The following is a 13,641-nucleotide window of genomic DNA, read 5'->3' as shown; positions in this document are numbered from 1 at the left end:
GTCCTTCGCCGTGAACCGCGCCCAGGCCGCCGAGCCGAACACCGCCGCGTAGAGGGCCTGCAACTCCAGGTTCTTCAGCAGGCCGTCCCAGTAGACCGGCTCGCGCATGAGATCGGCGAAGGACAGCCAGTAGTGGGGGAAGAGGTACGGCTGGATCGCGTGCAGCTGCGGGACCTGGTCGAGGATCTGAACGGTGATCAGCAGGCCCACGGTCGTGGCCATCGCCGCTATCCCGCTGTTGGTCAGCGTCGAGACGAACAGGCCGAGGGCGGCGAGGCCGAGCAGGGACGCGGCGACGACGAAGGCGATCAGCAGTGCCCGGCCCAGTCCCTCGGCGAAGCTGATCCGCGTGCCGGAGATGGTCGTCAGATCGCCGAGCGGGAACAGCAGCGCGCCCACGACGAGCGCCGAGACGGCGACCACGAGGGTGGCGACCAGACAGAAGGCCATCGTCGTGGCGTACTTGGCGAGCAGCAGGCGGGTACGGCCGGCGGGTGCGACCAGCAGATAGCGCAGGGTGCCGGCGTTCGCCTCCCCGGCGACGGCGTCGCCCGCGATCACGCCCACGGCCATCGGCAGGAAGAACGGCAGGGTGGCGGCCAGTGCGGTGAAGACCAGGAACAGTCCGTTGTTGGTGACCTGCGTGATGAACGCCGGTCCCTCGCCGCCCCCGCCGCCCCCGCCGCCGACGGACGAACCGTCCCTCGTCTCGATCCTGACGGCCACCCCGACCAGGACCGGGACGCCGGCCAGTACGCCCAGCAGCGCGAGGGTGCGCCAGCGCCGGAAGGTCGTCACCAGCTCGCTGCGCAGCAGTCCGAAGGTCCACAGCGGACCCGGGGCGCGGACGACCACGTCCGCGGCCTGCCCTGGCGAGACGTCAGCCCGCGACATCGAAGCCCTCCCCCGTGAGTGCCACGAACGCGTCCTCCAGCGAGGCCCGTTCGACCCCGAAGCCGCGTACGCGAACGCCCGCCGTCACCAGCGCGGCGTTCACGTCGGCGAGGTCGCGCTCCGGTGGGTCTCCGGTCACCCGGTCCTCGCCCACGACGACGTCGCCGACGCCCTGTTCCTTCAGCACCCCAGCCGCCTCCCCCGTGTCGGGCGTGGTCACCACCAGCCGGCCGCGCGCCCCGGCGGCCAGCTCCGCCACGGCTCCCTGGGTGATCAGCCGGCCCTGCGCCATGACCGCCGCATGGGTGCACACCTGCTCGATCTCGTCCAGCAGATGGGAGGAGAGGAAGACGGTCGTGCCGTCGGAGGCCAGCTCCCGGACCAGGGAGCGGATCTCGCGCATGCCCTGCGGGTCGAGACCGTTGGTCGGCTCGTCCAGGACGAGCAGTCTGCGCGGCTGGAGCAGCGCGGCGGCCAGCCCCAGGCGCTGCTTCATGCCCAGGGAGTAGGCCTTGGCCTTCTTGCCCGCCGCAGCCGTCAGGCCCACCCGGTCCAGGGCGGCCGCGACCCGGGTTCGCCGGGTGCGGGGGTCGGCGGTCGGGTCGGCGGCGTCGTAGCGCAGCAGGTTGTCCCGGCCGGAGAGGAAGCCGTACAGGGCCGGGCCCTCGATGAGCGCGCCGACCTGCGGGAGCACGGTGCGCGAGGACCGGGGCATGGGGCGCCCCAGCACCCGCGCCGTGCCGGACGTGGGCTCGATGAGACCCATCAGCATGCGGATGGTGGTCGTCTTGCCCGAGCCGTTCGGACCGAGGAAGCCGAAGACGCTGCCCGCCGGGACGGCCAGGTCGAGACCGTCGACGGCGAGCTGTCCGCCGCGGTAGCGCTTGGTGAGCCCGCGCGTGTGGATGACGCTGTCATCCCCTTCGTCCATCGGCTCCCTCGATTCTCCTGTCCGTCGTGTCCTTACCGCCCGGCGTTCGCCGCCTTCACCAGCGTGTCCTTGGTGACGGCGCCGACGTACACCTTGCCGTCGTCCGTGATCAGCGCGTTGACCAGGCGGGTGGAGAAGACCGTGCCCTTGCCGAACTTGCCGCTGACCTGGTCGCCCAGCGAGCCGAGGAACCCGCTCAGATCACCCTTTCCGGAGGACGACGGGATGCCGCCCTTGTTGCCGGAGTCGAACACGGCGATGGAGTTCCAGCCCTTGCCGAGTACCTTCGGGCCGTTCTCGGCCAGACCCTTCTCCGACGCGCCGGGCTCGTGGAACTGCCGGCCCTGGCCGCCCTTCCGCTCGGCGCCCTTTCCGGTGTCCTTCCCGGCGTCCTTCTCCTCGGTGACCTTCGCGCCCTTGGGCGGGGTGAAGTCGAAGGTCGAGGCGGCCGGCCTGGCGAAGCTGATCTGGGTGAAGCCCGCGTCCACCACGGCGGCGCCACCGCTCGCCGGGGTGAGCGTGAACTTCAACGGCATCCCGGTCTTGGCGTCCACCGCGATGCTGATCGCGCCGACCGTGGTGCCGGAGGCGTGCTTCGGCTGGATGACCAGCTTGTAGGCGTCGCGGCCGGCGACCTGCGCGGTGCCGTCGACCTTCACCGAGGTGGTGTCGTCGACCGACTTCAGGGCCTCGTCGGCGAAGTCCTTGGGCGTGGCGGGGACCTCGTCCCGGTGCTTGTTGCCGCCGTCGGCCGCGGTGCCGTGGAAGACCTCGTTCGACTTGCTGTCGTAACCCCAGACGTCCTTGCCGTTGTGGATGAGGCTGTACTCGGCGGCGTTCTCGATCAGCGAGACCTTCTGCCGGTCCTCGCCGTCGGCGGCGACGCGCAGGGTGTGCGTGCCGGAGGCCAGCTCGGGCAGTTTTGACGTCGGGTCGGCCGACGAACCGTCACCGCCCCTGGCCGCGCCCGAGGCCAGGCCGCTCTCCAGGCCGCCGAGGTTCGGCAGACCCAGGTCGGTGCTGATCTTGACCGTGCCGGACAGCTGCTGGACGTCCGACTCGGCGATTTTCTCTATGAGTTGCTGTGCGGTGATCTTCGGCAGGTCGGGGTCGCCGGACGCGGCGAGTGCCGGGACGAGCCCGATGGTCGCCGCCGCCACCCCCACCACCGTGACCGGGACGACGTAGCGCGCGGCCTTGCGGCGCCCCGCGCGCAGGTCGTGGGCTTCGGATTCGTTCGGTGCCATGTGTGCCCTACCTCCGTCATCGGCGGCGGCTGTCCTTCTGCACTGGGGTGTCACCCTCAGCCGCCATTCTCACCCAGATCGGTGAGGAGTGGTGTGGTCCGTGGTTTCCATCTGACCAAATCCGCCGGGCGGAAGCGTCAGACCCCGGAGCCAACTCCGTGTACGCCTGCGGTATGACACACAAAGGGCGATGCCTCCCCCACCCCGTAGGGGTAGGTCTGGAGGGCGCCGCTCGGAAAGGGCCGCCCGGCGAAGGCGTCCGGTGACATCGCGGAACCGGACAGGCGTCAGCCGGCCCGGTGCACCACCGCGTCGCACAGCTGGAGCAGTGCGGCCTTCGCGTCGCACTCCCGCAGCGGAGCCAGCGCGGCCCGAGCCTCCTCGGCGTAGCGCACGGTGTCCCGGCGGGCCTGCTCCAGTGCCGGGTGCGCCCGCAGCGCCGCCAGCGCTTCCGCGTGCCGCGCGTCGTCGCTCAGGTCGGAGTCCAGCAGCTCGCACAGGGCGATGTCCTCGGGCAGCCCCAGCCGGGCCGCGCGCTCGCGCAGCCGCAGCACCGGCAGCGTGGCGATGCCCTCGCGCAGATCGGTGCCGGGCGTCTTGCCCGACTCGTGCGAGTCGGAGGCGATGTCCAGGACGTCGTCCGCCAGCTGGAAGGCGACGCCCAGCCGCTCGCCGTACTGCGTCAGCACGTCCACGACGGTCTCGTCGGCGCCGGACATCATCGCGCCGAACCGGCACGACACCGCCACCAGCGACCCGGTCTTGCCGCCGAGCACGTCCAGGTAGTGGTCGACGGGGTCCCGGCCGTCCTGCGGACCCGCCGTCTCCAGGATCTGCCCGGTGACCAGCCGCTCGAACGCCACGGCCTGCACCCGCACGGCCTCCGGGCCGAGGTCGGCGAGGATCTGCGAAGCCCGGGCGAACAGGAAGTCACCGGTCAGGACCGCGACCGAGTTGCCCCAACGGGTGTTGGCGCTGGCCACCCCGCGGCGCACGGCGGCCTCGTCCATCACGTCGTCGTGGTACAGCGTCGCCAGGTGGGTCAGCTCCACCACCACGGCCGACGGCACGACGCCCGGTGCGTACGGGTCCCCGAACTGGGACGCGAGCATCACGAGCAGCGGCCGGAACCGCTTCCCGCCGGCCTTGACGAGGTGCTGGGCGGCCCCCGTGATGAACGGGACCTCGCTCTTGGTGGCTTCGAGCAGCCCTTCCTCGACAGCCGCCAATCCGGCCTGGACATCGGCTTCGAGAGCCTGGTCCCGCACGCTCAGCCCGAATGGCCCGACGACGGTCACGAGGGGTCTCCTGTCTGCTGGTGTCTGCTGGGGATTACACGGTTTGTCGATAGGTCGCTGCCCTCACTCAAGTCAGCGTATCCGGTCACGTTTCGATCACCGATGTCGCCCACCTATACGGGCCAGGCCACATCACCCGACGTGACCACCATCACGCCTCCGCCACACGGCCCACCCGCACTCACACTTGAAGTCCGATTCACCCCTATTGGGGTTTCAATTCTCTTTAGCGGCAATTGCCCTTCGGGCACCCAAACCGTGAGTTGGGTCACGTCACCCTCCGTCCGTATCATCTCCCGCACTCCTTCACATTCCCTTTACTGGCCGCCGAGTTGAGGCTTGCAGGCGCAAAGGATCAAGCACCACATACACCCCGGACCAAGGTCAAATAGGGCAATGTGTGATTCCGGCACTTGTTCGGGACATGTGCTCTCGCATACGTTCCCGGCCAACGAGCGGACGCCGAATCCTGCCGCCGCCCGTAATCCCAACGACCGAATGAACCATGGCAGGAGCGGGGGACCCAGGTAAGCCGCCGGGCCGGGCACGTACGTCCTACGTCGTACGCCGCACCGGAACGGCTCGGGGTGAAGCCGTGCCCTTCGGGGCACGGCCGGGCACCTCCCCGCCCGAACCCGACAGCTCACCTCGCAGGCGACGGAGAGGAAATCCCCCATGCCTGCAAACGGTCAGCGCCGTTCTTCCCGCACCGCCCGCCTCGTCCGCGCCCTCGCCGTCACCGGCACGAGCGCAGCCGTCCTCGCCGTGCCGCTGCTCGGCGCCACGACTGCGTCCGCGGCGACCCCGTCCACCGTCCGGACGGCCGCGAGCTACGGCTACGCGAACAACCTCGACGGCTGGATCCGGGCCTCCCTGGCGGTCATGGCGGAGAACGGCATCCCGGGCTCCTACAACGGGATCCACCGCAACATCATCCGCGAGTCCTCCGGCAACCCGCGTGCCATCAACCTCTGGGACTCCAACGCCAGGATGGGCATCCCGTCCAAGGGTCTGCTCCAGGTCATCGACCCGACCTTCCGGGCGTACCACGTGAACGGCACGTCCTGGGACATCTACGACCCGGTCGCCAACATCACGGCCGCCTGCAACTACGCGGCCAAGCGGTACGGCTCCATCGACAACGTCTTCGGCGCGTACTGACCGAACCACGGCCGGCCCACACACCGGCTAGACAAACAGTCGTTCGAGGACGACGGCGATGCCGTCGTCCTCGTTCGACATCGTGACCTCGTCGGCCACCGCCTTGAGCTCGGGGTGGGCGTTGGCCATGGCGACCCCCCGGGCGGCCCACTGGAACATCGGGATGTCGTTGGGCATGTCGCCGAAGGCGAGGGCGCTCTCGCGGCCCAGTTCCAGGTGTTCGGCGGCCAGCGCCAGTCCGGTCGCCTTGGTGATGCCGCACGGCTGGAGTTCGACGGTCCCGGGGCCCGACATGGTGACCGTGGCGAGGGACCCCACCACGCCGCGGACCGCCGCCGCCAGCTCGTCGTCGGACAGCACCGGGTGACGCAGCAGCACCTTGCTGATGGGCGCGCGCCACAGGTCGTCGCGCCGTTCGACCCGCACGGCGGGCAGCGACGGGTGCGGCATGAGATACCCCGGCTCGATGAGCGTGAGCCCCTCGACTCCGTCCTGGTCGACCGCGGCGTACACCTCCCCCACCTCGGCCTCGATCTTGCCGAGCGCGGTCTCGGCCTGCTCCCGGTCCAGGGTGACCGACCACAGCAGGCGGTCGCTCCCGGCGTCGTAGAGCTGTGCGCCCTGACCGCACACCGCGAGCCCCGTGGCGCCGAGGACGTCGAGCAGTTGCCGCACCCGCGGCGCCGGCCGTCCGGTCACCACGAGGTGCCGGGCACCGGCGGCCGCCGCCCTCCCGAGCGCGGCGAGGGACCGTTCGGACACGGTGTCGTCGCCGCGCAGCAGCGTTCCGTCCAGGTCAGTGGCGATGAGGGCATATGCGAGGGCGGCCATGATCAGAGAATACGGATGCTCCGGCCCGCCGACTCGACCGGAACCGGACGACCGCGGCGACCACCGCGCTCCTGGCGTCCTCTCCTCAACTCCCTTATTGATACGGGCCCTTCGCGCGGCAGGCGAGGTGGCGCTCAACCGTGCGCCGCAGCAAGGTGTTCGGCCAGCCGCGGGGAGGCGAACTCCGTGCCGCACACGAACCGCATCACCGGCCCGTACGAGGCCGCCGCCGGCAATCCCGTGAAGTAGAGGCCGGGTACCGAGGAGACATAGCCCGCGCCGAGCCTGGGGGCGCCGCGGCTCACCGCGAGTCCGGTGCGCAGCTCGTGGCCGAGGAAGCCCATCGCGGCGATGTCGACGCGGTAGCCGGTGGCCGCCATGACGTGGTCCGCGGCCAGTTCCCGGGTCTCGCCCGCGAGGGTCCGCACCGTCAGCACCGGCCGCCCGCCCGTGACCTCGGCGCGGACGATGCCGCTCACCTCGTGGACCGGCACCGCCGACTCGAAGCGCTCGCGCAGCCACCAGGCGCCGAGCGGGCCGAGGACCCGGCGGACCAGATGGTGGCGCACCCCGGCCGGGAGGTGACGGAAGGGCTGCGGGTGGTAGCTCAGCGCCCACAGCGACCAGGCGCGGCCGAAGGGCGACTCGGGCCGGAACCTCGGCTGCTCCCAGGGCGGGGCGCCGAAGGCGACGCTGCCGCGGCCCCGCGCCACCACCCGCACCCGCGCGCCGGCCTCCGCGGCGAGCACCGCGGTCTCCAGCGCGGACTGGCCGGCGCCCACGACGATCAGCTCCTTGCCGGCGAACCGGCTCAGGTCGTGGTGCTGGGAGCTGTGCGAGAGCGGCCCGGTGGGCGTGGGGCCGTCCGGCACCGCCGCGGTCAGCTCCGGCGGCAGATGGGACAGGCCCGACAGTCCCGTCGCCACCACGACCGCCCGGGCGGTGAACTGCTCCCCGGAGTCCGGCTTCAGCTCGAAGCCCCCGCCCGGCCGCCGGTCGACCGACACCACCCGCACCCGCTCCAGCTCGGGCACCAGCCTGCGCTGGAACCACTCGCCGTAGGCGATGAAGGTCTCCACCGGGATGATGTCCTCGTCGGTCACCAGCGGCTTGATGCCGGCCGCGGCGCAGTAGTCGGCGAGGTTGTGGCCGCGCTGCGGGCAGTCGATGCCGGAGGCGGCCGGGGTCGACTTCAGCAGCATCCCGGCGGGCATGTGGTCGCGCCAGGAGACCATGGGCTCGCCGAAGACGCGGACCGGGATGCCCCGGGCGCGCAGATGGGCGGCGGTGGACAGGCCGAACGGCCCGGCACCGATGACTGCCACCGGTTGGTTCACGAAGTCCCTCCCCAGGACGTGCTCGCGTCACTTCGTGTCACTCGTGGGCCTGCTCGGGCGGCGGCACGGGCCGCCCGCATACGGTTGTGCGCTGCCCTAACCGGTGGTGCCGCCACGGCGGTTGGTCCGCCACAGCTGATAGAGGTGCCTGGCACCCGGCCGCACGAAGCGCGCGAGCATCGTGACGAACGGCAGCGGGTCGTCCCCCGCGAGCCAGGCCAGCTCCGTGCCGCTCGCCTTCACCGGCGCGTGCGGTGTCGTGTAGCCGCTGCGGCGGTAGGCGAGGAGGGCGGGCAGGTCGATGTTCTCCACGACGTACCGGTGGCCGGAGCGCTGCTCGCCCTCCGGGACGGGGCGCCCGGTCAGGTCGAGGTGCATGGCACGTACGACGTCCACGCCCGACTCGCTCTCGAAGAGCCGGAACTGCGCGCCCATGCGCGGATTGAAGTCGAGGAGCTTGTACTGCCCGTCGCGCCGGTCGAAACGCAGGTCGAGGTCGACGATGCCGGTGAAGCCGATCTGCTTGATGAACCGTGCGGTGAGGTCGGCGAGTTCGGGGTTGTCGACGACGTACGCGTTCGCCGTCATGCCCGCGTGCGGCGGCCAGGAGCGGACCTTGACGCCGGTGAACATCGCGAGCGGCGTGGAGTCCCGGTCGAAGTAGGCGTGCACGATCCAGTCCTCGGCCTCCTCCCGCGGCAGATACTCCTGGAGGATCACGCCGGGTCGCTCGCCCCAGTCGCGCGCCAGGGCAAGCAGGCCCTCGCGGCTGTCGATCCTCGTGGTGCCGTTCACCGCGGGGCTTCTGCGCCGGACGAACGCCTCGCGGTTCTTGGCCACCACGGGGAAGCGGGTCTTCTCGGCGAACGCCACGATGTCGTCGTACGACTGCGGGAAGGCGGCCGCCGGGCTCGGGATGCCGTGCTCCACGCACAGCTCGTGCAGGCCCTGCTTGCTGGCCAGACGGCGCGGCAGACCGGGGGCGACGGGCGGGAAGAGGAAGTGGCCCTTGAGTTCGTCCTGGTGCTCGGCGACCAGGACGGCGGCCTCCTCGTCGGTGGGCACCAGGACGGTGGGCCGGCCGATGCGGCGGCCGATGCGCAGCAGGCCCTCCACCAGACGGTCCGCGCCCTCCGTGCCTCTGGTCGGCCAGACGAAGGCGCGTTTGAGGTAACGGGAGGAGGCCGCCGGCGTGTAGGCGTCCTCGGTGATCGCGTACATGGGCACGCCCAGACGGCCCAGGCTGCGGATCGCGCCCACCCCACCGTGGTGCAGCGGGTAGTCGCCGAACTTCACGATCAGGCCCGGTACCTCACGGTCGGCCCGGAAAGGCACACTGACGGCGTTCCTGGCCACGGGTCCCCCCACGTGTCCCCCTATGGAGCGGACCCACCCCGTCCGCGCCCCCAGAGGACGCTAAGCCGGAATTACCCCCTCCCACAAGACCAATTCGGACATTGCAAACTCTTTAGACACTGCCCAAGACATGCGGCGCCCCCGTAACGTGTGGCCCGATCACATGGAATTTCGGAAAGGAAGGCAGTACCCCATGCCCCCCTTCGAGGTCCCCGAGGGCGACCCCTTCGGCCCGCACAACCTTCCCTACGGCGTCTTCTCCCGCGCCGGGTCGCCGGAGAGGACCGTGGGCGTCCGGCTCGGCGACCACGTGCTCGACGCGGGGGCGGCGGCGCGGGCGCTCGGTTCGCCGTACGCCGGCCTGCTCGCGCAGCCGAACCTGAACCCGCTGCTGGCCGCGGGCCGCACCGCGTGGTCCGACGTGCGGCGCGCGCTGACGTCGTGGGTGACGGTGCCGGCTCACCGGGAGACCGTCGCGCCCTTCCTGCACCCGCTGTCCTCGGTGACCCTGCACCTCCCCTTCGAGGTCGCGGACTACGTCGACTTCTACGCCTCGGAGAACCACGCCCGGAACGTGGGGCAGATCTTCCGCCCGGGCGCCGAGGACTCGCTGACCCCCAACTGGAAGCACCTGCCGATCGGTTACCACGGCCGCTCCGGCACGGTGGTGGTCTCCGGCACGGACGTGGTGCGCCCGTCGGGCCAGCGGAAGGCTCCCACGGACCCCGCGCCGGTGTTCGGCCCCTCGGTCCGGCTGGACATCGAGGCGGAGGTCGGCTTCGTGGTGGGCGTGCCCTCGCGGCTCGGGCAGCCGGTCGCGCTCGGCGACTTCCGCGAGCACGTCTTCGGGGTGTGTCTGCTGAACGACTGGTCGGCGCGCGACATCCAGGCCTGGGAGTACGTCCCGCTCGGGCCGTTCCTCGGCAAGTCCTTCGCCACGTCCGTGTCGGCGTGGATCACTCCGCTGGACGCGCTGGAGGAGGCGCGGGTGGCCCCGCCGCGGCGGACGCACCCGCTGCTGCCCTACCTCGACGACTCAGCGGAGGAGCCCGGCGGTTACGACCTGCGGATCTCCGTCGCGATCAACGGCCACGTGGTGTCCGAGCCGCCCTTCTCCACCATGTACTGGACGGCCGCGCAGCAGCTCGCCCACATGACGGTCAACGGCGCGTCCCTGCGCACGGGCGACCTGTACGGCTCGGGCACGGTGAGCGGACCCGCCGAGCACGAGCGCGGCTCGCTGCTGGAGCTGACCTGGAACGGCCGGGAGCCGCTGGAACTCCCCGACGGCAAGCGGACTTTCCTGGACGACGGCGACGTGGTGACGCTCTCGGCCTGGGCGCCGGGCCCGGACGGCGCACGGGTGGGGCTCGGGGAGGTGACGGGGCGGGTCGTTTCGGGCTGAGCGGAGGCCCTGCGGCCCTTGCCCCGCGGGGATTTGATGGTCGCGGACCCCTGACTCCCGGTACCCGAGGCCGTCATACTGGCGGCAGGCCGTGCGCGCCCGGCGCGCCGGCCTGCCGCACAGCACGCTTCACCGCACGACCCCGACACCCGCCCACCTCCGACGAGGATCCGGAGTCCGAGGCATGACCGCCTGCCTGCTCCTGCTGAGCGTCGTCGCACTGACGCTCGCCGTGCCGGTCCCCCGCGCGCTGGCCCGGTCGGGGTGGCCCGAACGGGAGCCCGTCGTCGCGCTGTGGGTGTGGCAGTGCCTGGTCGCCACCGTCCTGCTGTGCTGCCTCGCGGGGCTCGTGCTGGGCACCGCGGCCGTCTTCAGCACCGTTCACGACCGGGTCTTCGCCCCCGCGCCGCCGGCCGTGACGGCCGCCTACGACCTGTCGGTGGCGCCGGTCTGGGCCGCCGGTCTCACCCTGCTGCTGGCCGGCGGCGCCGCCTGGACCACCGCGATGCTCGCCCGCGAGTTCGTCGAGGCCCGCCGCCGGCGCGGACTGGCCCGCGCGCATCTGCGCGAACGCGCCCCCGACCTGCCCGCAGGCCTTCCGGCGGCCCGCGGACCGTTGCTGGTGCTGGAGGACGAGTACCCCGACGCCTGGTGGATGCCCGGTCACCCGCCCCAGCTCGTCGTCACCACCGGCGCCCTGCACCGGCTCACCGGCCACCAGCTCGACGCCGTCCTCGCGCACGAGCGCGGACACGCCCGCGCCCACCACGACTGGCTACTGCATCTGTCGACCGCGCTGGCGACCGGCTTTCCGCACATCCCGCTGTTCACGCACTTCTGCGAGCAGACCCACCGCCTGGTCGAACTGGCCGCCGACGACACGGCGTCCCGCCGCCACGGCCACCTCACCACGGCCCTCGCGCTGATCGAGCTCAACCAGCACCGCGGGGTACTGTCCTGCGCCTCCAGCAACCGCCTGCTGAGCGAGCGGGTGGACCGCCTGCTGGAGCCCCCACCGCGGCTGGACCGCAGACGCCGGGCGCTGACCACGGCGGTGGCGGCCCTGGTGCCCCTCCTCCCGCTCCTGATCACGTTCGCCCCGGGCCTGACGGCGCTGGGCTGAGCAGCGGGCCCGCATCGGCGCGGTGACCGGCGCGGCCCGCCCGTATCCGGCTATATCCAGTCGTCCGGTTCCGGCTCGGGCAGGTCCTCCACCGGTTCCGGCTCACCCGTCCCGGCCGTCCCCGTCCCGGCCGTTGCTGATCCGGCCGTCCCCGTCCCGGACGTGGAGTCGCCGGAGGACCCGGCCAGCGACTCCAGTACCGCGAGCACGCCTTCCCCGTACGTCACCAGCTTCTTCTCGCCGACGCCGCCGACCGTGCCGAGCTGCGCCACCGACGTCGGCCAGATCGTGACGATCTCCCGGAGCGTGGCGTCGTGGAAGATGACATACGCCGGGACGCCCTGCTCGCGGGCCTGTTCGGCGCGCCAGGCGCGCAGGGCCTCGAAGGCGGGAAGCAGTTCCTCGGGCAGCTCGGGCGCCGCCGCCCTGGACCGGCGGTCGTCCCGGGCGGCCGAAGCCCGCGACGCGGCCGGCTTCTTCGGCTCCTTGCGCAGCGGCACCTCCCGCTCGCCGCGCAGCACCGACGCGCTGGTGTCGGTCAGCACCAGCGTGCCGTACTCGCCCTCGACCGCGAGCAGTCCCTGCGCCAGCAACTGCCGTACGACACCGCGCCATTCGCCTTCGGTGAGCTCGTCGCCGATGCCGAACACGGACAGCTGGTCGTGGTCGAACTGGATCACCTTGCCGGTGCGCTTGCCGAGCAGGATGTCGATGATCTGGCCCGCGCCGAACTTCTGCCCCCGCTCCCGCTTCAGCCGCACCACCGTCGACAGCACCTTCTGGGCCGCGACCGTGCCGTCCCAGCTCTCGGGCGGGGTCACGCAGGTGTCGCAGTTGCCGCAGCCGGCCGGGCCCGGTTCCTGGCCGAAGTAGGCGAGGAGCTGGCCGCGGCGGCACCGGGCCGTCTCGCACAGGGCGAGCATCGCGTCCAGGTGGGCCTGGGCCCGGCGGCGGAACGCCTCGTCGCCCTCACCGGACTGGATGAGCTTGCGCTGCTGTACGACGTCGTTCAGGCCGTAGGCCATCCAGGCCGTCGACGGCAGGCCGTCCCGGCCCGCACGGCCCGTCTCCTGGTAGTAGCCCTCCACCGACTTGGGCAGGTCCAGGTGGGCGACGAACCGGACGTCGGGCTTGTCGATGCCCATGCCGAAGGCGATGGTGGCGACCACGACCAGGCCGTCCTCGCGCAGGAAGCGGGACTGGTGCGCCGCGCGGGTGCCCGCGTCCAGGCCCGCGTGGTACGGCACCGCCTCGACGCCGTTGCGGCTGAGGAACTCGGCCGTCTTCTCCACCGAGTTGCGCGACAGGCAGTACACGATGCCCGCGTCGCCCGGGTGCTCCTGGCGCAGGAAGGACAGCAGCTGCTTCTTGGCGTCGGCCTTGGGCACGATCCGGTACTGGATGTTGGGCCGGTCGAAGCTGGCCACGAAGTGCCGGGCCTGCGGCATGTTCAGCCGCTGGGTGATCTCCTGGTGCGTGGCGCGGGTGGCCGTCGCGGTGAGCGCGATCCGCGGCACGTCCGGCCAGTGCTCGCCCAGCAGGGACAGTGCCAGGTAGTCGGGGCGGAAGTCGTGGCCCCACTGGGACACGCAGTGCGCCTCGTCGATGGCGAAGACGGAGATCTTGCCGCGGGAGAGCAGGTCGAGCGTGGCCTCCAGGCGCAGCCGCTCCGGTGCCAGGTAGAGCAGGTCGAGCTCGCCGGCCAGGAACTCCGCCTCGACCACCCGGCGCTCGTCGAAGTCCTGAGTGGAGTTCATGAACCCGGCGCGCACGCCCAGCGCCCGCAGCGCGTCCACCTGGTCCTGCATCAGCGCGATGAGCGGCGACACCACGACGCCCGTACCGGGTCTGACCAGGGCCGGAAGCTGGTAGCACAGCGACTTGCCGCCACCGGTCGGCATGAGCACGACGGCGTCACCGCCCGCCACCACGTGCTCGACGACCGCTTCCTGCTCACCCCGGAAGTCCTCGTACCCGAAGACCCGGCGCAGCGTCGCCAGCGCCTCGCTCTCCGTCACTGCCATGCCGGTGCCACCACCCGTCCCGCCCATCGTCTCG

At 71.7% G+C, this 13,641-nt stretch carries 11 protein-coding genes and 1 riboswitch; of the genes, 3 read left to right on the top strand and 8 right to left on the bottom strand.

Annotation, left to right across the window (positions count from 1 at the left end):
• The 4 genes from ACFY4A_RS19545 to ACFY4A_RS19530 all read right to left on the bottom strand — a co-directional run.
• A partial coding sequence (locus tag ACFY4A_RS19545) for an ABC transporter permease (RefSeq protein ID WP_390830643.1) occupies positions 1–894 on the bottom strand: 894 nt, incomplete at its 3' end.
• A complete protein-coding gene (locus ACFY4A_RS19540) occupies positions 881–1,825 on the bottom strand; it encodes an ABC transporter ATP-binding protein (protein ID WP_390830642.1) in 945 nt (314 codons plus the stop codon). The genes ACFY4A_RS19545 and ACFY4A_RS19540, both read right to left, overlap by 14 nt.
• A gap of 32 nt (positions 1,826–1,857) precedes the next feature.
• A complete protein-coding gene (locus ACFY4A_RS19535) occupies positions 1,858–3,072 on the bottom strand; it encodes an outer membrane lipoprotein carrier protein LolA (protein WP_390830641.1) in 1,215 nt (404 codons plus the stop codon).
• A gap of 287 nt (positions 3,073–3,359) precedes the next feature.
• Positions 3,360–4,370 (bottom strand): polyprenyl synthetase family protein, encoded by a 1,011-nt coding sequence (locus tag ACFY4A_RS19530; RefSeq protein ID WP_390830640.1) that lies wholly within the window; start codon positions 4,368–4,370, stop codon positions 3,360–3,362.
• Positions 4,371–4,852: 482 nt separating this feature from the next.
• Positions 4,853–5,040, top strand: a riboswitch (cyclic di-AMP (ydaO/yuaA leader).
• A 5-nt stretch (positions 5,041–5,045) separates the two neighbouring features.
• On the opposite strand from ACFY4A_RS19530, the gene ACFY4A_RS19525 reads away from it, so the two are divergent.
• Positions 5,046–5,531, top strand: a complete 486-nt coding sequence (locus ACFY4A_RS19525; RefSeq protein ID WP_390830639.1) for a transglycosylase SLT domain-containing protein — start codon at positions 5,046–5,048, stop codon at positions 5,529–5,531.
• 27 nt (positions 5,532–5,558) lie between these two features.
• Here the strand turns inward: ACFY4A_RS19525 and ACFY4A_RS19520 are convergent, their stop codons facing one another.
• The 3 genes from ACFY4A_RS19520 to ACFY4A_RS19510 all read right to left on the bottom strand — a co-directional run bounded on the left by ACFY4A_RS19520 (position 5,559) and on the right by ACFY4A_RS19510 (position 9,034).
• A complete protein-coding gene (locus tag ACFY4A_RS19520; protein ID WP_390830710.1) occupies positions 5,559–6,365 on the bottom strand; it encodes an HAD family hydrolase in 807 nt (268 codons plus the stop codon).
• A gap of 131 nt (positions 6,366–6,496) precedes the next feature.
• The gene (locus ACFY4A_RS19515; RefSeq protein ID WP_390830638.1) at positions 6,497–7,699 is read right to left on the bottom strand and encodes an FAD-dependent oxidoreductase; all 1,203 of its coding nucleotides are present in this window, start codon (positions 7,697–7,699) and stop codon (positions 6,497–6,499) included.
• A gap of 96 nt (positions 7,700–7,795) precedes the next feature.
• Positions 7,796–9,034 carry an ATP-grasp domain-containing protein gene (locus ACFY4A_RS19510; RefSeq protein WP_390830637.1) on the bottom strand — a complete coding sequence of 413 codons (1,239 nt, stop codon included), beginning with the start codon at positions 9,032–9,034 and terminating at the stop codon, positions 7,796–7,798.
• A gap of 214 nt (positions 9,035–9,248) precedes the next feature.
• Here ACFY4A_RS19510 and fahA point away from each other — a divergent pair, with 214 nt between their 5' ends.
• Both fahA and ACFY4A_RS19500 read left to right on the top strand, forming a co-directional pair.
• Positions 9,249–10,460: a fumarylacetoacetase gene (fahA, locus tag ACFY4A_RS19505; RefSeq protein WP_390830636.1), complete on the top strand. Its 1,212-nt coding sequence runs from the start codon at positions 9,249–9,251 to the stop codon at positions 10,458–10,460.
• A 184-nt stretch (positions 10,461–10,644) separates the two neighbouring features.
• The gene (locus ACFY4A_RS19500; protein WP_390830635.1) at positions 10,645–11,583 is read left to right on the top strand and encodes a M56 family metallopeptidase; all 939 of its coding nucleotides are present in this window, start codon (positions 10,645–10,647) and stop codon (positions 11,581–11,583) included.
• Between the two features lie 50 nt (positions 11,584–11,633).
• Here the strand turns inward: ACFY4A_RS19500 and recQ are convergent, their stop codons facing one another.
• The gene (gene recQ / locus ACFY4A_RS19495) at positions 11,634–13,634 is read right to left on the bottom strand and encodes a DNA helicase RecQ (protein WP_390830709.1); all 2,001 of its coding nucleotides are present in this window, start codon (positions 13,632–13,634) and stop codon (positions 11,634–11,636) included.
• Positions 13,635–13,641: the final 7 nt, after the last annotated feature.

Origin of the sequence: Streptomyces sp. NPDC001292, from assembly GCF_042896465.1 — a bacterium.
In the GTDB taxonomy this organism is placed as follows: domain Bacteria; phylum Actinomycetota; class Actinomycetes; order Streptomycetales; family Streptomycetaceae; genus Streptomyces.
This window is presented reverse-complemented; position numbering and strand designations above follow the sequence as displayed.

Bases quoted from the DNA above. Each gene is read 5' to 3' on its own strand.
- ACFY4A_RS19540 (WP_390830642.1), bottom strand. From the start codon at position 1,825: ATGGACGAAGGGGATGACAGCGTCATCCACACGCGCGGGCTCACCAAG.
- ACFY4A_RS19535 (WP_390830641.1), bottom strand. From the start codon at position 3,072: ATGGCACCGAACGAATCCGAAGCCCACGACCTGCGCGCGGGGCGCCGC.
- ACFY4A_RS19525 (WP_390830639.1), top strand. From the start codon at position 5,046: ATGCCTGCAAACGGTCAGCGCCGTTCTTCCCGCACCGCCCGCCTCGTC.
- fahA (WP_390830636.1), top strand. From the start codon at position 9,249: ATGCCCCCCTTCGAGGTCCCCGAGGGCGACCCCTTCGGCCCGCACAAC.
- ACFY4A_RS19500 (WP_390830635.1), top strand. From the start codon at position 10,645: ATGACCGCCTGCCTGCTCCTGCTGAGCGTCGTCGCACTGACGCTCGCC.
- recQ (WP_390830709.1), bottom strand. From the start codon at position 13,634: ATGGGCGGGACGGGTGGTGGCACCGGCATGGCAGTGACGGAGAGCGAG.